Below are 22222 nucleotides of genomic sequence, written 5' to 3' on the forward strand. Positions count from 1 at the left end.
GCGCTCCCAACACTGAACCGGAGAGGTTCTCCGATTCCTTGGCGGTACGATAGCGGAGAACTTCTCCGGTTAACAAGGGATGTGCATGCGGGTCGATGCTCAGCGGAACTATGAACGCGTACTCGAGGCGGCGACAGCTGCCTTCGCCGAGGAGGGGCCGGAGGCCTCACTCAATGAGATCGCCCGCCGCGCGGGCGTCGGCGCGGGCACCCTCTACCGGCACTTCCCCAACCGACAAGCACTGCAGGCCGCCGTGCTGAGCGAGCGGATCGAAACGCTCTGCGCTCGAGCCGAAGAGCTGCGGGCGGGGGAGCCGAGCACGGCACTCATCGAGTGGCTGTGCGCCCTACTCGTGCACGCCCGTACCGACCACGGCTTGGGCGGCGCCGTCCTGGCTGGACCGATCGACCTGGGTTTCGATTGTCAGCTGGCCATTCGCCAGGCGGGTGCCACTCTGCTCACCAGGGCGCAACAGGATGGCGGCATCCGCGCGGAGGTGGGCATCGACGATGTGATCCAACTGGTCGCGGGCATAGCCCTTGCGGCACGGCACGGCACCGATCCGGAGCAACCGGACCGCCTGCTGCGGCTTGTCACGGATGCCCTGCGTAGTCCAACCGGATAGCGTCGGTAAGTTCGAAAGATGTTCGACAACAACAGGCTCGAGCGCCGGATCGATCAGCTCGAACGAAAGCTCGACATGATCATCAAGCACCTCGGTCTCCCCAGCCAGGACCCGGCGATGCCCTATGACGAAATCGACGAACTCATACGGCAGGGCAAGAAAATCCACGCCATCAAGCTCTATCGCACGCTGACGGGCCGCGGCCTGCGGGAGGCCAAAGACGCGATCGAGGAACGCGAGCGACACTTGCGCTGACGAAAGCATATTAGTCTCGTCGGCAACGGCTCCGAACGGCCCCACGCTGGTCGCCGATCGAACCGGCCGCGGGCCGAAGACATTGTGGGACCCTGTCTCCATGGCTGATCAGCGAGTATTGACGGCTGCGGTGCACCAGGAAGAAGACTGGTACGTCGCGCAGTGCCTCGAGGTCGATGTAGCCAGTCAGGGACAGACGATCGAGGAGGCTCTGACCAATCTCCGCGAAGCGGTCGCCCTCTATCTGGCCGAGGCGCCCGAGCCCCAACTAACTGCGACTCCATTAGTGACTTCGTTCCGGATTTCCGGCACGGCGGCGTGAGCCCGGCGCTGTCGGACCTTCCGGTGCGGAAGGATTGCGCGTCTCGGAATCGGTCGGGTTCGAACACGTCCGTACGGCAGGTAGTCATGCTGTCTATCGGCGCGAAGATGGCAGGACCGCGGTCGTGCCGCTGCATGGCACGGTCAAGCGCGGCACGCTCGCCGCGATCCTCCGGCAGGCCGGAATGACAGCCACCGAATTCCTCAACCTGCTGTAAGTCCTTCGCCGTGGTGGGGAACTCGCCGACCACTCCGCCAGTTCACGGCCGTGACGAGCGGTCGGCGGACCTGGCCAGTCGATCCAGCAGCGGAGCCGTGCGCGGCCCGACGAATTGCTGCATCACCAATGCCATATTGGTGCGTTCCACACCGGGAATCTTCAATATCTGCCCGGCGATCCGGTACAGATCGTCCGCGTCTTGCGCCACCACCCGCACGGTGAGATCGGTCAGCCCGGTCATGCCGCACACTTCGGTCACCTCCGGCACCCGGGCGAGTTCGGCGACCACCGAATCCAATCGATGCTGATCGACGACGACGGCGACAAAAGCCGCCAGCGGGTAGCCCAGCGCCTGCGGTTGCACCCGACGTTCGAAGCCGGCGAGCACACCGCTTGCCTCCCAGCGCGACAACCGCGCCTGCACAGTGTTGCGGGACAACCCGAGCCGGGTCGCCAGCTCGACGCCGGTCGCGCGTGGGTTGGCGACCAGCTCGAGCAATAGCCGCGCGTCGGTGGCGTCCAGGGTCGCGTCGGCGGGTTCTCTGCTGGTCATGCAACGCAGTATGACATCAGTTCGCCGGTCATATTTGGGCATTCTGCTTACTCGCGTGTCGATCACTTGCGCACTTCGCATACTAGTGGATGCTATGTGATATAGGGCACACAAGCCCTGCGCTCGTGGTCAGGAGGCGATCCCGAATGACGAATAGAACCGAATATCCGGTTCAGTTGGTGCAACCCGACGGCCGCCGTGTATTCGACCGAGAACACGCCGCTCTGGTCGCCGACATCGGGCCCACGCAGCTGCGCGCGATGTACACCGACCTGGTCGTGACCCGCCGGATCGACACCGAGGCAACCGCTCTGCAACGCCAGGGCCAGCTCGGACTGTGGGCGCCGATGATCGGGCAGGAGGCCGCCCAAGTCGGCTCGGCCTACGCACTGCGCCCCGACGACTACGTCTTCTGCAGCTACCGCGAGCACGCCGTCGCCTACTGCCGAGGCGTCCATCCCACCGAACTCACTCGGATGTGGCGCGGTGTCGCGCACTCCTGCTGGGATCCCGACGCGGTCAATATGACCAACCCGAATATCATCGTCGGCTCGCAAGGTCTGCACGCGACCGGTTACGCCTACGCCGCCCACCTCGACGGCGCGGAGATCGCGACCATCGCCTACTTCGGTGACGGCGCCTCGAGTCAGGGCGATCTCGCCGAGGCATTGGGCTTTGCCGCGACCTGGGGCGCGCCGGTCGTATTCTTCTGCCAGAACAACCACTGGGCGATCAGTTCCCCCGTCCGGATCCAGAGTGCGACCCCGATCGCGCGGCGCGGCTACGGATACGGAATTCCCGGACTTCAGGTCGACGGCAACGATGTGCTCGCCGTCCTCGCGGTCACCAGGCAGGCCACCGCCCGCGCCCGCACCGGCGGCGGACCGTCGTTCATCGAGGCGCTCACCTATCGGATGGGCCCACATACCACCGCCGACGATCCGACGCGCTACCGCTCCGCCGCCGAGACCGAGGAGTGGGCGCGCCGCGATCCGATCGCACGGCTACGCAAACTGCTGGAACGAGAGTCACTGTGGGACACCGCATTCGAGCGTCACGTCGATGCGCGCGCCGCCGAAGTCGCGCAACAGGTGCGCAGCGCGACCATCGACATGCCGGATCCGGCACCGACACAACTGTTCGATCACGTCTATGCCACCCCGCATCCGCTGATCACCCAGGAGCGGAGCGAATACGCGGAGTATCTGGCCGGCGACCCCGGCGAGACCACCGCGCGACGGGAAGGAGTCCCCAGATGATCACGACCTTCGCCGCAGCGCTCAATGCCGGGCTGCGGCGGGCCATGGACGACGATCCGAAAGTCGTACTGATGGGCGAGGATATCGGTCGCCTGGGCGGCGTATTCCGGGTAACCGATACCCTGCAAAAGGATTTCGGAAACAACCGCGTCATCGATACTCCGTTGGCCGAATCCGGCATTGTCGGAACGGCATTCGGCATGGCGCTGCGCGGTTATCGGCCGGTCTGCGAGATTCAATTCGACGGCTTCGTCTATCCGGCCTTCGACCAGATCGTCTCGCATGTCGCCAAGATCCACTACCGGACGCAGGGAAAGGTGATCGCGCCCATTACGATTCGCATTCCGTTCGGCGGCGGAATCGGTTCGGTGGAGCACCACTCGGAATCACCGGAGGCGTATTTCGCCCATACCGCGGGACTGCGCGTCGTGACGCCGAGCAATCCCGCTGACGCGTATTTCATGATCCGTCAGGCGATCGCGCTCGATGATCCGGTGATCTTCTTCGAACCCAAGCGGCGCTACTGGGATAAGGCCGAGGTCGATTTCGACGCCGAGGCGATGCCCCTGGACCGTGCCCGCGTCTGCGTCAGCGGTACCGATGCCACCGTTGTCGCCTACGGCGGCACCGTGGCGTCGGCCATCACCGCCGCGAAAATTTCCGCCGAGGAAGGGCATTCGCTCGAGGTGATCGATCTGCGCAGTTTGTCGCCGATCGATTTCGACACCATCGAGGCCTCGGTGGCCAAGACCGGCAGGCTGATCGTGACGCACGAAGCGCCGGTTTTCGGCGGCCTCGGCGCCGAGATCGCCGCGCGGATCACCGAACGCTGTTTCTACTACCTGGAGGCGCCGGTGCTGCGCGTCGGTGGCTTCGATATCCCATACCCCCCGGCTAAGCTCGAAAAGCACCACCTGCCCGATCCGGACCGCATCCTCGCGGCGGTCGATCGCTCACTCGCCGCCTGACTCACTGAGAGGTGCCCTAGTGGAAGATCGTGCCCCCGAGGAAGATCAGGGCAATATCCTGGAATTCCGGCTACCCGATCTCGGCGAGGGACTGGCCGATGCGGAGTTGGTGTCGTGGTCGGTGGGTGTTGGCGACACCGTGCAGCTGAATCAGACGATCGCCGATGTGGAGACGGCCAAGGCAGTGGTATCGCTGCCGTCGCCGTTCTCGGGCACGGTGATCGAATTGCTCGCTCAGCCCGGCGAGACGGTCGCGGTGGGGGCGCCGCTGATCCGGGTGCGCAATGATCTGGCGGTCGCACCGGAGGGTGCGAACGGTCGGACTGCGGTGCTGGTCGGATACGGGCCCGAAGGCGAGACGGTTTCCCGGCGGCGTAGCAGGCCAACGGAACCGACTCCGCAGAGTTCGATGACTGTCGAGTCGGGAATGAGTCGGGCCGCGGCGACCCCTGGGGCGCGCAAACTGGCCAAGGAACTCGGCATCGACCTCTGGTACGTCGCGGGTTCGGGCCCCGACGGTGCGGTGACGGTCGAGGATGTGCGCGGTGCGGTCCCGGTATCGCAACCGCGCTCCGTGCCGACCCACACCGATGGCCCGACCACATCACTGACGCCATCGGTCACCGATCCGAATGCGGGCGTCCCCCGCCCCGCATCCCGCGAGGAACGCACGCCGATCAGTGGTATCCGCAAACGCACCGCGGCCGCTATGGTCGCGAGCGCGCGCACCATCCCGCAGGCCAGCACCTTCGTCACCATCGACTTCACCGCATCGATGGAACTGCTCGATCACCTGCGCACCACCAAATCCTTCGAGGGGCTGACGCTGACACCGCTGGCCCTGGTCGCCAAATCCGCACTAGCCGCGCTAGCGGAGTATCCCGGCATCAACGCATTGTGGGACGAGGCGAATCAGGAGATCGTCACGAAGCACTATGTGAATCTCGGCATCGCGGTCGCTACCGAGCGCGGCCTGCTGGTGCCCAATCTCAAGGAAGCTCAGGCATTGAGCCTGCGCGACCTGTGCCGGGAAATCAGCTGGCTCGCCGAAACGGCGCGTTCGGGCGGTGCCACCCCGACCGACCTGCGCGGTGGCACCTTCACCATCACCAATGTCGGCGTCTTCGGTGTCGATGCCGGTGTTCCGCTGGTCAATCCGGGCGAGGCCGCGATCCTGTGCCTGGGCTCGATTCGCAAGCGCCCATGGGTATTTCGCGACGAACTCGCCATCCGCTGGGTCACCACCATCGGCATCAGCTTCGATCACCGGATGATCGACGGTGAATTGGCATCGCGCTTCCTGGCGACTGTCGCCGGATTGCTCGAGGATCCGCTCACGCTATTGAGCCGGATGTAATCACGCCCCCGGGTCGCCGTAGTGGGCGGCGATGTCTTCGGAGCTGCTCCATCGGCTGTAGGTCGGCGACTGTGGCCACCCCTGGGGCGAGTCCTGCCACTGCTCCTGCCGTCCGTAGGGCAACACGTCGATCAGCGCGAAGCTGTGACTGAGCTGCTCGGTGCCACGGCCATTGGTGTGCCAGGTGCGATAGACCTTGTCGCCGTCGCGCAGGAATACATTGACCGCGAATCCGCCGCCGGGCGGTGCGCCGACGTCGCTGCCGAACGAGCTATTCGCCGTGGAATACCAGGCCATTTTGTTCCCGACCCGCCGCTTGTATTCGAGCGCCTCGTCGATCGGGCCCTGGGTGACGATGACGAACCGGGCATCGTAATTGTCCAGGAACTCCAACCGAGTGAACTGTGAGGTGAACCCGGTGCAACCACCGCACTGCCACTTCTCGCCCGGGAACCACATGTGGTTGTAGACGATCAGCTGTGGCTTACCGTCGAAGATCTCCGCCAGCCGGACCGGTCCCTGCTCGCCCACTAGGGTGTATTCAGGCATTTCGACCATCGGTAGGCGGCGCCGCTGGGCGGCGATGGCATCGAGTTCTCGGGTCGCTGCCTTCTCCCGGACGCGCAGCTCATCGAGTTGGTGCTGCCAGGTGTCGGCATCGACGACGGGCGGGAGGGCGTTCATGACTGCGCCTCGCTGTTGTTCGGTTCAGTCATGATCGCCCGAGGCGCTGTATTGATTCTGCGCTCGCTCATGTGGTCCTCCCTGATCGTTTCGGGTTTGCAGATATAGACGCGGCCCGGTCACCGAACTCATCGGGTCGCCAGAAAAATCCCTGAACTCGCCGAGATGGAGCCGTTACTACCCCCTGGCGCCATTTTCGGAACATACTGGTATATCCGCTGGTCATCGCATGAGCACCGTAGTTGGGCGTCAACGGAAGCGGAGGGCAAAGCATGACGATTCTGCTCCAGGTACTCGAGCAGAGCTTCACGCCGACCACGCCGTGGGAACGGCGCAAATTCACGTTTGTCAATGCCGACAAGATCGTCGGCATGCGACTGGACGGGCAGTCCGGCGTCTGGCTGGACCTGTCGCGTCCAGGTGAATCACAGCGCCTGGCCCGAACCCTGGACCCACGTGACGCCGTCACGTTCCTGCTCACCACCTTCGCGAAAATCGCCGAGTGCGAGGAGCGCGGTGGGTCGTGGCTGATCGGACACGACGGCGCGCACACCGAGTCCATCGTGGCCACCAGGTTCCCACCCCGGGCCAGTGAAGTCGCCAATGATGATCTGCTGGCTCGCGCCTGGCTCTGAGTCCTGATCGGCTCTGAGGCGCTCCGGCTGGGTTCTACGAATGTCGGTGCATACGGGTACATCTGGCACCGTGCGTGCCGACATCCGACTATGGCTGCCTGCTCTGATCGCGGCGGCGCTGTTCGCGCTGCCCGGGTGCGCCGAGGTGGGCGGTGAACCGGTCGCACCCGGCGGGGTGGGGGAGCTCAGCCCTACTCGGGTTCAGCTCGAACGTTTGCTCGCCTCGGTGCGGGTCGTTGCGGCGCGGGGTCATCCCGGCGGCTATGAGCGCGGTTGTAAGGAGGGGCAGCGGTGCGTATTCGGACCATTGTGGTCCGACAACTACGACGGCCCCGGCGGGCACGACGGCTGCGATACCCGCAACAACGTGCTGAGCGCACAGCTGACCGAGGTGAGCTTCCGGCCGGGCACCCACAACTGCGTGGTCACCGCGGGTACGCTCGACGACCCGTACACCGGCGGACGGATCACCTTCAGCAAGGCCGATGCGGGCGATATCCAGATCGACCATGTCTATCCGTTGGCCGCAGCATGGGATATGGGTGCGGCGTCTTGGCCGATCGAGCGGCGGGTGCGGTTCGCCAACGATATCGATGTGAATCTGCTGGCCACCGAAACGAGCGCCAACCAGGCCAAAGGCGACAGCACACCGTCCGAATGGCTGCCGCCCGCGCGCACGAACCATTGCTCCTATGCGGGCAAATACCTGACGGTCGCGGTCCGGTACGACCTACCGGTGACCGCCGCTGACAATGCCGTGCTGAACGACATCGCCCGTTCCTGCCCGTAGCGTCGCCTATGCCCCGGTGGCGACCGGGCGTTTCGGGTCGTTCGACCATTGCGACCACGAGCCGGGATACAGGGCCGCTTCGATGCCCGCGGCGGCGAGTGCGGCGACCTGGTGAGCCGCGGTCACACCCGATCCGCAATAAACCGCGACCGGCCCGGACGCGAATGCGGCGAAGCGGTCTCGCAAAGCGTCCACACTGCGGAACCGGCCGTCGGCGTCGAGGTTCTCCGCGGTCGGTGCGCTGATCGCGCCCGGAATGTGGCCCGCCAGCGGATCGACCGGCTCCACCTCGCCGCGGTAGCGCTCACCCGCGCGTGCGTCGAGCAGGACGCCGGACCATTTCGCCACTGCATCGGCATCGATCACCGGCAGCTGACCGGGATTCAGTTCGACATCGCCGAATTCGGGATCGGCCTCCGCCCCGCAGGCGATCGCACCGCCCGAACTGGTCCATGCGGGCAAGCCGCCGTCGAGAATCCGCACGTCCGCGATCCCGGCCCAGCGCAGCAGCCACCAGGCCCGTGCCGCCGCCATCCCGCCCGTCGCGTCATAGACGACCACCGGTTCGCCGGTCCGCAGACCCCAGCTGCGCGCGCATTTTTCGAGCTGTGCGGGATCGGGCAGTGGGTGCCGCCCGCGCGCGGGGGATGGTGGTGCGGCCAGTTCGGTTTCCAGATCCACGAAGACCGCGCCCGGAATATGTCCGTCCAGGTAGTGCTGCGGGCCGTCCGGATCACCGAGTGCCCACCGCACATCCAGTAGACGAACTGGCTTGTCCGCCAATACTTCCCGAAGTTCCTCCGCCGAGATCAGTACCGCGCTCAACAAAGCTCTGTTCCGCCTCTCCGAATATCCAGGCTGCACTGGTAAGAGCCACTATGCCTGGGTATAGGTCCTACGTCATGTGCCACATCAATTTTGGGCGTACCCGGTTACCCGTGTACCTATGGCGCGTCCGCGTTCGAAGTGGACGCGGGTTCGGCGTTTCACCCTAGCCGGATTCCGCGCAATTCAGTCCAGTTTCCAGCAACTGGCTGTGACAACTGGACTGATGACCGGGGAAGATTCCAGAAATGTCCAGGCTTTCCCCGTCGCTCGCCGATACCCCGACACCGGTTCCCCCTGAGGCGCGGCTCGCGCAGCCGGTCGGGGCCGGGGTTGTCACCGCGCTGGTCGGCTTCACCAGCTCATTCGCGGTGGTGCTAAGCGGTTTGACGGCAGTCGGGGCCACATCGGCACAGGCGGCGTCGGGACTGCTCGCGCTGTGCCTCACCCAGGCCATCGGGATGATGCTGCTGAGTTATCGGTATCGCTTGCCGATCACACTGGCCTGGTCGACACCCGGTGCGGCACTGCTCGCCAGCACCGGTGCGGTCGTCGGTGGCTGGGCGGCGGCAGTCGGGGCGTTCGCGATTACCGGTGTGCTGATCGTGATTACCGGACTGTGGCGGCGGCTCGGCAATCTCGTTGCCACGATTCCGGTGGAGATCGCGCAGGCCATGCTCGCCGGTGTGCTGCTGCCGCTGTGTCTGGCGCCGGTGAAGGCCGTGCAGGCCAGTCCGGCGGTGGTCGTGCCGGTGATCGTGGTGTGGCTGGTGCTGCAGCGATTCGCCAAACGCTGGGCGGTGATCGCGGCCTTCGTGACCGCGGCGGTCGGGGCGGGGATCAGTATCGCGGTGCAGCACAAGCAACTCGACTTCGCGGCGATGCGACCCTCGCTCGAACTGACAGTGCCGCATTGGAGTTGGCAGGCCATGATCGGAATCGCCATTCCGCTCTACATCGTCACCATGGCATCGCAGAACATTCCCGGCACGGCCGTGATGAAGTCCTTCGATTACCAAATCCCTTGGCGCGCTTCGATGGCCGTCACCGGTATCGGCACCCTGCTGGGTGCACCGGCAGGTGGGCATGCCATCAATCTGGCCGCGATCAGTGCCGCGCTCTCGGCCGCCCCCGCCGCGCATCCGGATCCGAAGCGCCGCTGGATCGCGGCCTTCACCACGGGCGCCTCCTATCTGGTTCTGGCTTTGGGCTCGGCGGCGCTGGTCACGCTGATCGCGACCGCGCCCAAGGGCACGCTGGAAACCGTTGCGGGCCTTGCCCTGCTGGCGACTCTCGCGGCCGCCCTCGCCGGTGCCCTGAAATCCGAACAGCACCGCGAGGCGGGCATTGTCACCTTCCTGATCGCCGCATCCGGTGTCGGGTTCCTCGGCATCGGTGCGGCCTTCTGGGCACTGGTCGTGGGTCTTGTCGTGCGCAAGGTCCTCGCACACCGCCAAGACGCGTGAGAAGTTGTCGGTACCTGTCGTTACGCTGCGCCGCATGAAAGCAATCGGCACGTTCTCCGTCGCCTCCTTCACCCCGACCGATGTCGTGCCGGATCCGGCCATCACCACCGCGTTGCCGGTCGGCCTCGCACGGATCGAGAAGGAGTTCGCGGGCGAGATCACCGGTCGGTCCGCGACCCTGTTCACCGCCGCCTTCGACCAGGCGACGGGTGCGGGCACGTACGTGGCGATGGAGTCCTTCGATGGTGCGCTGAACGGTCGCGCGGGTAGCTTCAACTTCGCGCATTCGGCGACCACACTCGGCACCGACCGCACGGCCGAGTTCTTCGCCATTGTGCCGACCAGCGGCACCGGTGCGCTGGCAGGTATCACCGGCACCGGTGGTCTCACCGTCGACACCGACGGTGTGCACCACATCTGGTTCGATTACGAACTCGACTGAGCAGCGGGACGAGGATGGCCGCAGGGCCTGTCGGACCCGCCTGATTGGATGGGGTGATGCTGCACGGTCTGTGGTCGCCGGGATCGGGCTTGCTGCTCTGGCAGGAGGCCGCGGTCGCGCTACCCGAACCGTTGGGTGCGGTGCTGGCGGCGTCGAAGTTCCGGCACCGGGCGCAGGTGCTGATCAGCGGGTCGCAGGGAGCGACCGAGCAGGTCAAGGCGCATGCCATGGTGCCCGCGGCGGCCGCGGTCGCGCTGCGACAGCGGCTACCGGCCGATGCGGTTTCGGGGGATCTGCGGTTTCTCGCGCATGTGGCGCACGGTGTCGAGCGATGGGTGCGGGCCGGGCGGGTGGCCGCCGAGCTGCGCCGCGACGACGGACAGTGGTGGGTGCGCTGGCGGTTGGTCGGCGGCGAGCGCCAGCGCGCCTGGCTGGCGGAGTTGGCGGTGGCGATGCCGCCCGCATTGCGCGTCGCGGGGAAGCCGGCGATGCTGCTCGAGGATATGGTCGCCGAACTCGCCGATCCGATCGTCCGGGAACTGCTGGATCCGCCGCCGTCGGCGCATCCGCTGGTGGCCGCACTCATCGATGACGTCGCCCTGGATGGCGGCAGCCATCAGCTGGCCGAGGTGCTGGAACGGTGGCGGGCGAGTCTGACCGGGGATGAGCCCGAGTTGGTGCTGCGGCTGCTGGAGCCCGAGGGCGATATCGCGCTCGGCGAGGCCGATACCGATGCCGATGATGTGGTGGCGCTGTGGCGACTGCAGGTCTGTCTGCGCACCGATGGTGAAGCGCCGAATCCGGTTCCGCTGCTGGGTGATCCGGTGCTGGTCCGCACGACGATCGAGAAGCTGGGAGAGGCGGCGCGGGCCTATCCGCGGCTGCGCGACCTGCCGAGCGATCCGCAGTCGATGGACCTGCTGTTGCCGACCGAGGTGGTCGCGGATCTGGTCGAACACGGCGCGCATGCGCTGCAGGCGACAGGTGTGCGGTTGTTGCTGCCGCGTGCATGGAATATCAGCGCCCCGACCATGCGGCTACGCGTGGAAAGCGCCGTCCCCGCCGCCGAGAGCACTGTGGGCATGCGCGGACTCGTCTCCTACCGTTGGGAACTCGCGCTCGGCGATGCCGTGCTGACCAAGGCCGAGATGGAACGGCTGGTCCGCTCGAAATCGGATCTGGTGCAGCTGCGCGGCGAATGGGTGCAGGCCGACCACAAGATGTTGGCCGCCGCCGCGCGCTATGTCGCAGCCCATCTCGACGACACCGAAATCACCTTCGCCGATCTGGTCGGTGAACTCGTCACCGGCCATGTCGAGAAGGTTCCGATCACCGAGGTCAGCGCAACCGGTTGGGCCGCAGACCTTTTGGACCAGACCCGCGAACCGGTACCGGTCACCGCGCCGGTCGGTTTGAAGGCGCAGTTGCGGCCCTATCAGGAGCGTGGCTTGGCCTGGCTGGCGACCATGAGCCGCTACGGTATCGGCGGAATACTGGCCGATGACATGGGTCTGGGTAAGACCGTGCAGGTCTTGGCCCTGCTCGTGCACGAGCGAGAGGGCACCGACGGCACTGGACCGACGCTGCTTGTGAGCCCGATGTCGGTCGTCGGCAACTGGCAGCGTGAGGCGCAGCGATTCGCCCCTGATCTGCGGATTTTGGTGCATCACGGTGTCGGCCGCAAGTCGGGCACGGAACTGGACGAGGCCATCGCGGACGCGGATCTGGTGATCACCACCTATTCGCTCTTGGCCAGGGATGCAGCCGAATTGGCGCGGCAGCAGTGGCATCGGGTGGTGCTCGACGAGGCGCAGCACATCAAGAACGCGGGAACCAGGCAGGCGAAGGCGGCGCGGGCGCTGCCTGCCCGACATCGGTTGGCACTCACCGGAACTCCCGTGGAGAATCGTCTTGAAGAATTACGCTCGATTCTGGACTTCACGATGCCGAAAGTGCTCGGCAGCGCACAAACCTTCCGTGCCCGGTTCGCCGTGCCGATCGAACGCGATCGAGACGAGAATGCCATCAGTCGACTGCGCACCGTCACCCAGCCGTTCGTGCTGCGCCGGGTGAAAACCGATCCCGCCGTCATCAGCGATCTGCCGGAGAAACTCGAGATGACGGTGCGCGCCAACCTGACCGTCGAGCAGGCGGCGCTGTATCAGGCGGTCGTCGACGACATGATGGCCAAGCTGAAGGATGCGAAGGGTATGGCGCGCAAGGGCGCGGTACTCGGTGCGCTGACCCGGCTCAAACAGGTCTGCAACCACCCCGCGCATTTCCTCGGCGACGCCTCCGGCGTGCTGCACCGCGGCAGCCACCGCTCCGGCAAGCTCGCCCTGGTGGAAGACGTTCTCGATGCGGTGCTGGCAGATGACGAGAAGGCCTTGCTGTTCACCCAGTTCCGCGAATTCGGCGATCTCATCGCGCCCTATCTGACCGAGCGCTTCGGTACGGCGATCCCGTTCCTGCATGGTGGCGTGCCGAAGAAGCAGCGCGACACCATGGTCGAGCGTTTCCAGGAACCGGCTGGACCGCCGCTGATGTTGTTGTCGCTCAAGGCCGGTGGCACCGGCTTGAACCTCACGGCGGCCAACCATGTTGTGCACCTGGATCGTTGGTGGAATCCGGCGGTCGAGAACCAGGCCACCGACCGCGCCTTCCGAATCGGTCAGCAGCGCAATGTGCAGGTACGCAAACTGATCTGCGTCGACACCATCGAGGAGAAGATCGACGAAATGATCAGCGGTAAGCGTCAACTCGCCGATCTGGCCATCGGTGCGGGCGAGAACTGGATCACCGAATTGAGCACGGACGAACTGCATCGGCTTTTCGCCCTCGGCGCGGAGGCGGTGGGCGATTGAGTCCCTTCGAGGACTACAGCAAGTACGGCAAGCGCCGACCGGTGCGTGGCGGCGTCGAAGCACGCAGCCGCCGTGGCGGATTCGGACGCACCTGGTGGGGCAAGGCGCTGATCGAGGCGGTCGAGCAGATGGCCGAACCCGGTCGGCTCGCCCGCGGCCGCACCTACGCCAGGGCCGGACAGGTCGTGAGCTATCGGATCGAACCCGGTGCGGTCACCGCGGAAGTACAAGGCAGTCAGCCGCGCCCGTTCACCTCGGTTTTCGCCATCCGGCAGCTGCGCGACGAGGAACTGGAACTGCTCATCGAGACCATCCGGACCACGCCGGGTGTACTGGCCGAAATCGCCTCCGGCGCGCTGCCGACGAGCCTCGGCGAGCATCTGCTTCCGACAACGGCCGCTGACCTCGACTTCTCCTGCACCTGCCCGGATCCCGGCTGGCCGTGCAAACATGTGGCCGCGGTCTGCTATCTGCTCGCCGAACGTCTGGATGAGCGTCCTCGCGAAATCCTCACCCTGCGTGGCCTCGACCTGGACACCCTCATCGTCGGCATCGAACGTGACACGACGCCAACGGTTTCCGATGACGTATACGGCGACCGTGCCCAACTGCCCGACCTGCCGAAGCTCGAATTCCGCCCCGCCATCGATGATCTGGATCCGACCCTGCTACGTCGGGCACTGCGCATGATCGCCGAGGACGAACCGACGGCCGCGGCCGGTCTGCGCGATCTCCGCGCACTCTACGAAGCCTTGGACCGCTGACATGTCCGAACAGCCGCGTGTCCTGTGCCGTCGGGTGCTGTCATGATCGACGATCTGGGTGCGGTCGTACGCATTGACCGCCCGGTGCGCCGAGTGGTGTCGCTGGTTCCGTCGCTGACCGAGGCCATCGCGGTCAGTCGCCCCGAAGTCCTTGTCGCGGCGACGGATTGGTGTACGCATCCCGCTGACCTGGACGTCGAGCGGGTTCGGGGCACCAAGAATCCGAATGTGCGCCGAATCATCGAGCTCGCACCGGATCTGGTGCTCTGCAATCAGGAAGAGAATCGCCGCATCGATGTGGAGCGACTGCGGGATGCGGGCATCCCGGTGTGGGTCACCAGAATCGAAACGCTGGACGCGAGTTTCGCCTCGCTGCGTCGACTTTTCACCGAAGCACTGGACGGGTCGGTGCCGGACTGGCTCATCGAGGCCGAAACTTCCTGGGCCGCGCCCCAGCCCGGGCCGCCGCGCAACACGGTCATCCCCATCTGGCGCAATCCCTGGATGGTGGTCGGCCACAACACCTTCACCGGCGACCTGGCAGCGCACCTCGGCCTGCGACTCGTGCACGCCGAGCGCGCGGAGCGCTATCCGCACGTCTCCGAGGACGAGCTGACCCGCGATGTCGAACTGGTCCTGCTTCCCGACGAGCCATACGTATTCACCAGATCCGATGGACCCGAAGCCTTTCCGGGCCTGGCTGTCGCCTTGGTCGAAGGCCGCAGCCTCACCTGGTACGGTCCATCGCTGGCCACCGCCCGCGCTGTCCTGACCCGCCAAATCGCGGATTCATTCATCGCCTGATCTCGCTATGCAGCGAATCCGGTAGTCAGGGAGGTCGAAATGCCCGGCCTCGACGCCGTCGAGCACCTCTGCGTGCTTTGATATCTATTCGATCGTTTGCCGTCCGCTCGATCCGCATCGCATCAGGATTCGATTCGGTAGGTCCGCTGGGCGTTGGTTCGGAAGATCTTTTCGAGCTCGTCGTGGCCGCCGCCGTGGTGGGTGATCGCGGCGGCGATTACCGCGGCGCTGTCGGCGATAGTCGTAATCGGTTTATCCACTGGGAAATTGGAGCCCCACAGCAGCCGGTCCGCGCCGAAGACATCGTAGGCGTGGGTGATGAGCGGGCTGATCCGGTCCAACAGCACCGGAACGGGTGTCGGCATTCCACGCGGTGGTACCCGGTGGCCGAGGATTGGCATCATCAAGCCGCTGACCTTCGCAACCACATTGGGCTTTTCGGCGAGAGCGGTGAGATCGTCGCGCCATCGGATGAATAGTTCCCGGCGCAGACTCGGATTCGTTCCGGTGCGTTTGCCGACCGGACCGAAAATCCCTGCGGGTGTGGCGAGATGGTCGAGCACTATCGGGACTTCAGGATAGCGTTCGGCAAGCGCCGTCACATCGGGGAGCGCGTGTGAATACACCCAGGCCTCGAAAGACAGCCCACGCTCGGCCAGTGCCGCGAAGCCGTCGAGGAATTCTTTGGTGGCGAGCGCGCCCTCGTGCTCGGCATAGGGCCGGACATTCGAATCCGGATGGTGTGCGACGTGCGCGCGAATGCCGCGCAGCAATGTCGATGCGGCCATATGGGCATCGAGCAGCAGCGCGAAATCCGGTGCCGCAGGGTCGGCGCTACCGATGATTGCGCCGAGGGCAGGATTGTCGCCGCCGAATGGCAGCCCGGCTACCCACTTCGTCTCATCAGCCCTGGCCAGCATCCCTTTTCCGGTCCACCCGACCTCGATATGCACGATCGATTCGACGGGCACGCCATCGGCATCCGCGCGGTAATTCGCGGGCAGATACGGATTCGCATAGGCGGTCGGATCTCCGACGAACTCCCGATCCCGGCGCGGCGCCACCTGCTTGGCCCAATCGATCGGAATGGGCAGCATCCGGAGCAACTTCGCCGTCCGGCTGAATTCGCGCGGCGTGCGGAACGGGTCCCATTGATGAATATGGCTATCGATAACGCGGATATCCGAGAGATCCATGTCCGCCGTCCCAATAAGCTGAAGACCCTGACCTCGCGATTGTCACACGCGCGTAGTCGGGCGCGTTCGGGATCAGCGGGAACCGTAAGCGGACAGGAACGTCCGCACCGCCGCATCGGCGATATCGCGCTGCTCGGCCTCGCTCACCTCGCGGGTGCCGAGCCGGGACCGCGCCTCCAGTGGCGCGGTGAGCAGCGCGAGTAGTTGTTCGGCCGCCTGCGCCGGGTCTTTGGTCTGCAGCCGACCCGAAAGAGCGAGTCGCGCGAGTCGATCGGCCAGCGCCTCGGCAATGCGCCGGGAGGTGCGCTCGAGCACGGTGTCGGCCAGGTCCGGAAAGGCGGCGAGCTGCGCGTAGGTCAGCGCGCGTAGCGAACGAGCGCGCTCGCCTGAGCATTCGGCGAGCAGTGCGCGCGCCGTCGCGGTGAGAGCGGCCGACAGATCCTCGCCCGGCTCGCGCAGGCTGTCGACGATCGCGAGGGTTTCGGTGGCAACGGCGTCGGCGGCGGCCAGCACGGCGTGTCGGAACAGGCTCTGCTTGTCATTGAGATGGTTGTAGACCGTCGGCTTGGCGACACCCGCCTCGTCCGCGATCTCCTGCACGCACGCCTTGTCGTAGCCGCGTCGCGCGAAGACGGTGAATGCGACGTTCAGGATCGCCTGCCGCTTATCGATGCGCCCCCGCGCCGTTGTAGTACCCGTCACCCCTGCATATTAGCGTCAAATGAACTCAGTGGTTCACTCTTGTGTTTCTACCAGTCAGTTGTCTAGATTGAACTCGTTGGTTCAAAACGAGGAGGTAACCCATGATCGTTCATCTGTTGCGCTTCGGCTTCCGCGAAGAGACCACCGAGGCACAGAAAGTCGAGGTACTCGCGCTGATGAAGCGCACCGCATCGGTCGAATCGGTGTCCTTCGCAACCGTCGGTCAGAATCTCGGCGACGCGAGCGAAGGTCTGACGCACGCCTATTGCGTCGGCATAGAGGATCTGGACGCGCTGGAGCGGTATATGCACGATCCGGTCCATCTGGCCGGTGATCCGCAGATCATCCCGCACTTCCAGAGGATCGCCATCGGACCCGACGTATCGGATGAGCCGGACCCCGAGCTGCGCGACAAAATCATGGCGCTGCACAACGCCAAGCTGGCGAAGTACCCGGAGTGGGCACGTCAGATGGATGCGATTCCGGAGGTGCGAATCTTCTGACGGCCCAACCTATTTCACACGTTGCGGCGGTACTGTCCGCCGACGGTGAAGAAGGTGTCGGTGATCTGTTGCAGGGTGCAGACCCGGGCGGCGTCCATCAGGGCCTCGAAGATGTTGTCGTCGGTGCGGGCAACAGCGTCCAGGCGGGCGAGGGCGGCATGTGCGGCATCGCGGTGGTCGTGCTGGAATTGACGCACGCGCTGCAGCTGTGACTGCTTCTCCGCTTCGGTGCCGCGAGCCAATTCGATGACCCGGTGCGGTTCGCCGTGTGGATTGCGGAAGGTATTGACACCGATGATCGGCAGCGAACCATCGTGTTTGCGGTGCTCGTAGCGCATGGATTCGTCTTGGATCTTGCCCCGCTGATAGCCGGTCTCCATGGCCCCGAGGACTCCGCCGCGCTCGCTGATGCGATCGAATTCGGCGAGCACGGCCTCCTCGACGAGATCGGTGAGCTCATCGATGAGAAAGCTGCCCTGGAGCGGGTTTTCATTCATCGCGACTCCCCACTCGCGGTTGATGATGAGCTGAATGGCCAGTGCGCGGCGCACCGATTCCTCGGTGGGTGTGGTCACCGCCTCGTCATATGCGTTGGTGTGCAGGCTATTGCAGTTGTCGTAGATCGCGATGAGTGCCTGCAGGGTGGTCCGAATGTCGTTGAAGCTCATCTCCTGTGCGTGCAGCGACCGGCCCGAGGTCTGCACGTGGTACTTCAACTTCTGTGAACGCTCATTGGCGCCGTAGCGATCTCGCATCGCGATGGCCCAGATACGCCGTGCCACCCGGCCGATCACCGAATATTCCGGATCCATGCCGTTGGAGAAGAAGAACGACAGATTCGGCGCGAAGTCGTCGATCTGCATGCCGCGTGCGAGATATGCCTCGACATAGGTGAATCCGTTGGCGAGGGTGAAGGCCAGCTGACTGATCGGATTCGCACCGGCCTCGGCAATGTGATAGCCGGAAATGGAGACCGAGTAGAAGTTGCGAACACCGTTGCGCACGAACCATTCCTGGATATCGGCCATCATGCGCAGGCTGAACTCGGTGGAGAAGATACAGGTGTTCTGGCCCTGATCCTCCTTGAGGATGTCGGCCTGCACGGTGCCACGCACCGTCGCCAGGGTGCGCGCCTTGATATCCGCGGTCTCCTCGGCGGTGGGTTCGCGGCCCTCGGCGGCCGAGAAACGTTCCAACGCTTGGTCGATGGCGGTATTGAGGAAGTAGGCCAGGATGGTGGGGGCCGGGCCGTTGATGGTCATCGATACCGAGGTGGTCGGCGCGGTCAGGTCGAAACCGTCGTAGAGCGCCTTCATATCGTCGAGTGAGGCGATCGAGACGCCGGAGGTGCCGACCTTGCCGTAGATATCCGGGCGTTCGGCGGGATCGTGACCGTAGAGCGTCACCGAATCGAAGGCCGTGGAAAGCCTTGTCGCCTCGGCATGTTCGCTGAGCACCTTGAAGCGCCGGTTGGTCCGAAACGGATCGCCCTCACCGGCGAACATTCGCGCCGGATCCTCGTTATCGCGCTTGAACGGAAAGACGCCCGCGGTGAACGGGAACCGTCCGGGCAGATTCTCCGAGCGCAGGAACCGAAGCAGCTCACCGTGATCGGTGAAGCGCGGCAGTGCTACGCGCGGAATGGAATTGCCGGACAGCGTCTCCCGGCGCAGCGGGGTATGGATCTCGCGATCACGAACCCGCACCACTTGCTCATCGCCTCGATAGGATTCGGCCAGTGCGGGCCAACCCGCGAGCAGTTCGGCATTGTCGGCATGCAGCGCGTCACGCGCTTTTTCGGCGAGCTCGGCCACCGCGATGTCGTCGGGCAGCTCGGCCGCCACCTGCTCGAGCCGCTGCAGGCGTTGTGCCGCAACGATTTGCGTGGCGGTATCGGCGTGGTAGTCGCGGACGGTATCGGCGATCTCAGCGAGGTAGCGCACCCGGGCGGGCGAAATGATCTGCGCGAACCTGGTGGAGGACCGGGTATTCACCTTCGGAAGTACGCCGGGCTGCATTTGCAGACCGCGCTCGGCGAGCAACGCGGCGAGGTGCTGGTAGAGCGCGGTCACGCCATCATCGTTGAAAGTGGCTGCGCTGGTTCCGAATACCGGCATCTCCTCGGGAGTCTTGCTGAACTCCTCGCGATTGCGAATCAACTGGCGCGAGACATCACGCAGCGCATCCTCGGCGCCGCGGCGCTCGAACTTATTGATGGCCACCACATCCGCGAAATCCAGCATATCGATCTTCTCCAGCTGGGAGGCGGCGCCGAATTCCGGTGTCATCACATACATCGACACGTCGACGTGGTCGGTGATCGCGGCATCCCCCTGGCCGATGCCCGGGGTTTCCAGAATCACCAGGTCGTATCCCGCTGCCTTGCAGGCGGCCACGATGGCGTCGATATTCTGCGGCAGTTCGTGGCCGCCGCGGGTGGCAAGGGAGCGGAAGAAGGTGTGATCGCTGTCGAGGGCGTTCATCCGGATACGGTCGCCGAGCAGCGCACCACCCCCGCGTCGTCGGGTTGGATCCACCGCGAGAATCGCGACGCGTAACTTGTCCTGCTGATCCGAACGCAGGCGCCGCACCAATTCATCGGTGAGCGAGGACTTTCCGGAACCGCCGGTGCCGGTGATGCCGAGTACCGGCACCGTGCGCGCGGCGGCGGCCGACGCCAAGGTCTGCCGATCGGACTCCGGGAGCGTGTCCTGCTGCAGGCAGGTGATCGCGCGGGCGAGTGCGGCCCGCTCACCGGCGAGTACCGCGTCCAGCACCGGCGGCTCGGCGGCGAGATCGAAATCGCAGGCGCGGATCAGCTGATTGATCATGCCGGGCAGGCCGAGCCGCTGACCGTCCTCTGGGGAGAAGATGGTCACCCCGGATTCGGCCAGCCGCGCGATCTCCTCGTCGACGATCACCCCGCCGCCACCGCCGAAGATCCGAACATGGTCGGCCCCGGCCTTCTTCAGCGCGTCGGCGAGATATTCGAAGTACTCGACATGTCCACCCTGATACGAACTCACCGCGACGCCCTGGGCATCCTCGGTGAGCACCGCGTCCACGACCTCGCTGACCGCGCGATTGTGCCCGAGGTGAATGACCTCGGCGCCCTGCGCCTGCAGGATCCGCCGCATGATGTTGATCGCCGCATCGTGCCCGTCGAATAGCGCGGCCGAAGTCACGAATCGGACGGGATGGGTGGGCGTGTGGAGCGCGGTGCTGTCGGCCACGGGGTCCTCCGAGGGAGATCCTATTTTGGCGCCCGATACTAGGACGTCAAACTAATCCTACGGTGGCGACAGTCACAGCGCTAGGTGAAACCGGTTTCGGTGGCCAGCGCGGGTCCGGGTTGCTCGGCAGTTGCCAGTGGGATGGGTCACAGTCTGCTTGCAGGTCTATATTTAGTTGGACATCCAACTATAGGATGACCGTAAATCGCGCGATGCGCGGCGTCCACCCACGAGAACAGGACTGGCATGGTTCGCGAACTCACTCATTACATCGGCGGACAGCATGTCGCCGGGACCTCGGGCAACTTCGCCGATGTCTTCGATCCGAATACCGGCCAGGTGCAGGCGCGGGTGCCGCTCGCGAGTAAGGCCGAGGTCGATGCCGTTATCGCGAATGCGGCAGAGGCGCAGCAGGTGTGGGCCGCGTTCAACCCGCAGAAGCGCGCGCGGGTGCTGATGAAGTTCCTGACGCTCGTGCAGGACGAGATGGATTCCCTTGCGGCGCTGCTGTCTGCCGAACACGGCAAGACGATCCCCGATGCCAAGGGTGATATCCAGCGCGGTATCGAGGTCATCGAATTCGCGGCGGGCATTCCCCATCTGCTCAAGGGCGAGTACACCGAGAGTGCGGGCACCGGCATCGACGTCTACTCCATGCGTCAGCCGCTCGGTGTGGTCGCAGGCATTACCCCCTTCAACTTCCCGGCCATGATCCCGCTGTGGAAGGCCGGACCGGCGCTGGCGTGCGGAAATGCCTTCGTACTCAAGCCATCCGAACGCGATCCTTCGGTGCCGCTGCGCCTGGCGGAGTTGTTCCTGGAGGCGGGTCTGCCCGCGGGCGTATTCAATGTGGTCAATGGTGATAAGGAAGCGGTCGACGCGATCCTGCATTCGCCGACCGTCAAGGCTGTCGGTTTCGTCGGTTCCACCCCTATCGCGCAGTACATCTACGAGACCGCGACCGCGAATGGCAAACGTGCACAGTGCTTCGGCGGCGCCAAGAACCACGCGATCGTGATGCCGGACGCCGACCTCGACGATGTCGCCGACCAGCTCATCGGCGCGGGCTACGGCTCGGCGGGTGAACGCTGTATGGCCATCTCGGTCGCCGTGCCGGTCGGTCAGGAAACCGCGGATCGCCTGCGCGAGAAGCTGATCGAGCGGATTGCCAAGCTGAATGTCGGACGCTCCGACGATGCCGGTGCCGATTTCGGCCCGCTGGTGACCAAGGACGCACTCGGTCGGGTCGAGAATTACGTCCAGATCGGCGTCGATGAGGGGGCCGAGCTGGTTATCGACGGCCGTGGGCTCGCGGTCGATGGCGGCGAAGGCGGGTACTTCACCGGTGCAACGCTTTTCGACAATGTCACGCCGGAAATGCGGATCTACAAGGAAGAGATCTTCGGCCCGGTGCTTGCGATCGTGCGGGCCAAGGATTACGACGAAGCGCTGGCCCTGCCCAACGAGCACGAGTACGGCAACGGTGTCGCGATCTTCACCCGCGACGGCGATACCGCACGGGATTTCGCCGCCCGCGTACAGGTCGGCATGGTCGGCATCAATGTGCCGATTCCGGTGCCGATCGCCTACCACACCTTCGGCGGTTGGAAGCGCTCCGGATTCGGCGATCTGAACCAGCACGGTCCGGATTCGATTCGCTTCTACACCAAGACCAAGACCGTTACCCAGCGCTGGCCATCCGGGCTGAAGGACAGCAACCACTTCGTCATTCCGACGATGGACTGAACAGCCCACG

Annotated in this window: 22 protein-coding genes; 16 read left to right on the forward strand and 6 right to left on the reverse strand. The window is 64.9% G+C overall.

Features of this window, described 5'->3' with window-relative positions:
• Positions 1-85 precede the first annotated feature (85 nt).
• The 4 genes from ACIBJI_RS19430 (at position 86) to ACIBJI_RS19445 (ending at position 1419) form a co-directional block, all read left to right on the forward strand.
• Positions 86-625 carry a TetR/AcrR family transcriptional regulator gene (locus tag ACIBJI_RS19430; protein ID WP_364355163.1) on the forward strand — a complete coding sequence of 180 codons (540 nt, stop codon included), beginning with the start codon at positions 86-88 and terminating at the stop codon, positions 623-625.
• A gap of 18 nt (positions 626-643) precedes the next feature.
• Positions 644-880, forward strand: coding sequence for a ribosomal protein L7/L12 (locus ACIBJI_RS19435; protein WP_364355160.1), 237 nt, complete (start codon positions 644-646; stop codon positions 878-880).
• 100 nt (positions 881-980) lie between these two features.
• A complete protein-coding gene (locus ACIBJI_RS19440) occupies positions 981-1202 on the forward strand; it encodes a type II toxin-antitoxin system HicB family antitoxin (RefSeq protein WP_364355157.1) in 222 nt (73 codons plus the stop codon).
• Positions 1203-1236: 34 nt separating this feature from the next.
• Positions 1237-1419: a type II toxin-antitoxin system HicA family toxin gene (locus ACIBJI_RS19445; protein ID WP_364355154.1), complete on the forward strand. Its 183-nt coding sequence runs from the start codon at positions 1237-1239 to the stop codon at positions 1417-1419.
• A gap of 42 nt (positions 1420-1461) precedes the next feature.
• Here ACIBJI_RS19445 and ACIBJI_RS19450 read toward each other — a convergent pair whose 3' ends face one another.
• Positions 1462-1974: an Lrp/AsnC family transcriptional regulator gene (locus tag ACIBJI_RS19450; RefSeq protein WP_364355151.1), complete on the reverse strand. Its 513-nt coding sequence runs from the start codon at positions 1972-1974 to the stop codon at positions 1462-1464.
• Positions 1975-2120: 146 nt separating this feature from the next.
• On the opposite strand from ACIBJI_RS19450, the gene pdhA reads away from it, so the two are divergent.
• Genes pdhA through ACIBJI_RS19465 form a run of 3 tightly spaced genes read left to right on the forward strand, consistent with a single transcriptional unit; the run spans position 2121 to position 5558 of the window.
• Complete coding sequence (pdhA, locus tag ACIBJI_RS19455) at positions 2121-3233, forward strand: pyruvate dehydrogenase (acetyl-transferring) E1 component subunit alpha (protein WP_364355148.1); 1113 nt, start codon at positions 2121-2123, stop codon at positions 3231-3233.
• Positions 3230-4201: an alpha-ketoacid dehydrogenase subunit beta gene (locus ACIBJI_RS19460; protein WP_364355145.1), complete on the forward strand. Its 972-nt coding sequence runs from the start codon at positions 3230-3232 to the stop codon at positions 4199-4201. Before pdhA ends, ACIBJI_RS19460 begins: the two co-directional genes overlap by 4 nt.
• Positions 4202-4220: 19 nt before the next feature.
• Complete coding sequence (locus tag ACIBJI_RS19465) at positions 4221-5558, forward strand: dihydrolipoamide acetyltransferase family protein (protein WP_364355142.1); 1338 nt, start codon at positions 4221-4223, stop codon at positions 5556-5558.
• Here ACIBJI_RS19465 and ACIBJI_RS19470 read toward each other — a convergent pair whose 3' ends face one another.
• Positions 5559-6242, reverse strand: a complete 684-nt coding sequence (locus ACIBJI_RS19470) for a DUF899 family protein (RefSeq protein ID WP_364355139.1) — start codon at positions 6240-6242, stop codon at positions 5559-5561.
• A 272-nt stretch (positions 6243-6514) separates the two neighbouring features.
• Here ACIBJI_RS19470 and ACIBJI_RS19475 point away from each other — a divergent pair, with 272 nt between their 5' ends.
• Both ACIBJI_RS19475 and ACIBJI_RS19480 read left to right on the forward strand, forming a co-directional pair.
• Positions 6515-6877, forward strand: a complete 363-nt coding sequence (locus ACIBJI_RS19475; RefSeq protein ID WP_062982690.1) for a hypothetical protein — start codon at positions 6515-6517, stop codon at positions 6875-6877.
• Positions 6878-6917: 40 nt separating this feature from the next.
• A complete protein-coding gene (locus ACIBJI_RS19480; RefSeq protein ID WP_397085097.1) occupies positions 6918-7667 on the forward strand; it encodes an HNH endonuclease family protein in 750 nt (249 codons plus the stop codon).
• A 6-nt stretch (positions 7668-7673) separates the two neighbouring features.
• Here ACIBJI_RS19480 and ACIBJI_RS19485 read toward each other — a convergent pair whose 3' ends face one another.
• Positions 7674-8492 carry a sulfurtransferase gene (locus ACIBJI_RS19485; protein WP_397085099.1) on the reverse strand — a complete coding sequence of 273 codons (819 nt, stop codon included), beginning with the start codon at positions 8490-8492 and terminating at the stop codon, positions 7674-7676.
• A 248-nt stretch (positions 8493-8740) separates the two neighbouring features.
• Here ACIBJI_RS19485 and ACIBJI_RS19490 point away from each other — a divergent pair, with 248 nt between their 5' ends.
• The 5 genes from ACIBJI_RS19490 to ACIBJI_RS19510 are packed head-to-tail and all read left to right on the forward strand — an operon-like array spanning position 8741 to position 14832.
• Positions 8741-9958, forward strand: coding sequence for a benzoate/H(+) symporter BenE family transporter (locus ACIBJI_RS19490; protein WP_397085100.1), 1218 nt, complete (start codon positions 8741-8743; stop codon positions 9956-9958).
• A 34-nt stretch (positions 9959-9992) separates the two neighbouring features.
• Positions 9993-10400 carry a DUF3224 domain-containing protein gene (locus tag ACIBJI_RS19495; RefSeq protein ID WP_364355128.1) on the forward strand — a complete coding sequence of 136 codons (408 nt, stop codon included), beginning with the start codon at positions 9993-9995 and terminating at the stop codon, positions 10398-10400.
• Positions 10401-10456: 56 nt separating this feature from the next.
• The gene (locus tag ACIBJI_RS19500; RefSeq protein ID WP_364355125.1) at positions 10457-13264 is read left to right on the forward strand and encodes a DEAD/DEAH box helicase; all 2808 of its coding nucleotides are present in this window, start codon (positions 10457-10459) and stop codon (positions 13262-13264) included.
• Positions 13261-14028 carry an SWIM zinc finger family protein gene (locus ACIBJI_RS19505; RefSeq protein WP_396957567.1) on the forward strand — a complete coding sequence of 256 codons (768 nt, stop codon included), beginning with the start codon at positions 13261-13263 and terminating at the stop codon, positions 14026-14028. The genes ACIBJI_RS19500 and ACIBJI_RS19505 overlap by 4 nt, the downstream gene beginning before the upstream one ends.
• Positions 14029-14070: 42 nt before the next feature.
• Complete coding sequence (locus tag ACIBJI_RS19510) at positions 14071-14832, forward strand: helical backbone metal receptor (RefSeq protein WP_364355119.1); 762 nt, start codon at positions 14071-14073, stop codon at positions 14830-14832.
• Between the two features lie 122 nt (positions 14833-14954).
• Here the strand turns inward: ACIBJI_RS19510 and ACIBJI_RS19515 are convergent, their stop codons facing one another.
• Together ACIBJI_RS19515 and ACIBJI_RS19520 are read right to left on the reverse strand one after the other, a co-directional pair.
• Positions 14955-16028, reverse strand: coding sequence for an amidohydrolase family protein (locus ACIBJI_RS19515; protein ID WP_364355116.1), 1074 nt, complete (start codon positions 16026-16028; stop codon positions 14955-14957).
• 72 nt (positions 16029-16100) lie between these two features.
• Positions 16101-16730: a TetR/AcrR family transcriptional regulator gene (locus ACIBJI_RS19520; RefSeq protein WP_397085103.1), complete on the reverse strand. Its 630-nt coding sequence runs from the start codon at positions 16728-16730 to the stop codon at positions 16101-16103.
• Between the two features lie 101 nt (positions 16731-16831).
• Here ACIBJI_RS19520 and ACIBJI_RS19525 point away from each other — a divergent pair, with 101 nt between their 5' ends.
• A complete protein-coding gene (locus ACIBJI_RS19525; protein ID WP_364355110.1) occupies positions 16832-17233 on the forward strand; it encodes a Dabb family protein in 402 nt (133 codons plus the stop codon).
• A 14-nt stretch (positions 17234-17247) separates the two neighbouring features.
• Here the strand turns inward: ACIBJI_RS19525 and icmF are convergent, their stop codons facing one another.
• The gene (icmF, locus tag ACIBJI_RS19530) at positions 17248-20466 is read right to left on the reverse strand and encodes a fused isobutyryl-CoA mutase/GTPase IcmF (protein ID WP_397085105.1); all 3219 of its coding nucleotides are present in this window, start codon (positions 20464-20466) and stop codon (positions 17248-17250) included.
• A gap of 246 nt (positions 20467-20712) precedes the next feature.
• Here icmF and ACIBJI_RS19535 point away from each other — a divergent pair, with 246 nt between their 5' ends.
• On the forward strand, positions 20713-22212 hold the full coding sequence (locus tag ACIBJI_RS19535; protein ID WP_364355104.1) for a CoA-acylating methylmalonate-semialdehyde dehydrogenase: 1500 nt from the start codon (positions 20713-20715) through the stop codon (positions 22210-22212).
• The last annotated feature ends 10 nt before the right edge of the window (positions 22213-22222 follow it).

It is taken from the genome of Nocardia sp. NPDC050408, assembly GCF_044458905.1.
Taxonomy (GTDB): Bacteria; Actinomycetota; Actinomycetes; order Mycobacteriales; family Mycobacteriaceae; genus Nocardia.